This is a genomic window from Camelimonas fluminis, from assembly GCF_014656355.1.
Classification (GTDB): domain Bacteria; phylum Pseudomonadota; class Alphaproteobacteria; order Rhizobiales; family Beijerinckiaceae; genus Camelimonas; species Camelimonas fluminis.
On the sequence record NZ_BNCG01000015.1, the window covers coordinates 2,567 to 2,910 of the forward strand.

1 protein-coding gene is annotated in these 344 nt (G+C 60.2%); it reads left to right on the forward strand.

Translation table 11 applies throughout. The annotated features are described in order from the left end of the window. On the forward strand, positions 1–275 hold a 275-nt coding region (locus tag IE243_RS23525; RefSeq protein WP_373301697.1), incomplete at its 5' end, for an outer membrane protein. Positions 276–344 lie beyond the last annotated feature (69 nt).

The following is a 344-nucleotide window of genomic DNA, read 5'->3' on the forward strand; positions in this document are numbered from 1 at the left end:
ACTACGGTTACGGCTTCGCCAACACCGCGCTGAACTACGGCTACTACAGCGGCAACGGCGACAACACCGCGACCGGCTGGACCGTCGGCGGTGGTCTTGAGTACGCCTTCACCGACAACATCACTGCCAAGATCGAAGGCCTGTATGTCAGCCTCGACCGCGGCAACAGCGATGTCTACGTGCCGGGCGCTGCTCTGGCCAGCCTGTACTACTCTGGTGGTCAGAAGAACAACGAGTTCGGCGTCGTCCGCGTCGGCCTGAACTACAAGTTCTGATAATCCGGGGATCTCCCCGCTTTATCTGGAGCCCGGCAGCAACGCTGCCCGGCTTTTTTTGTGTTTGCC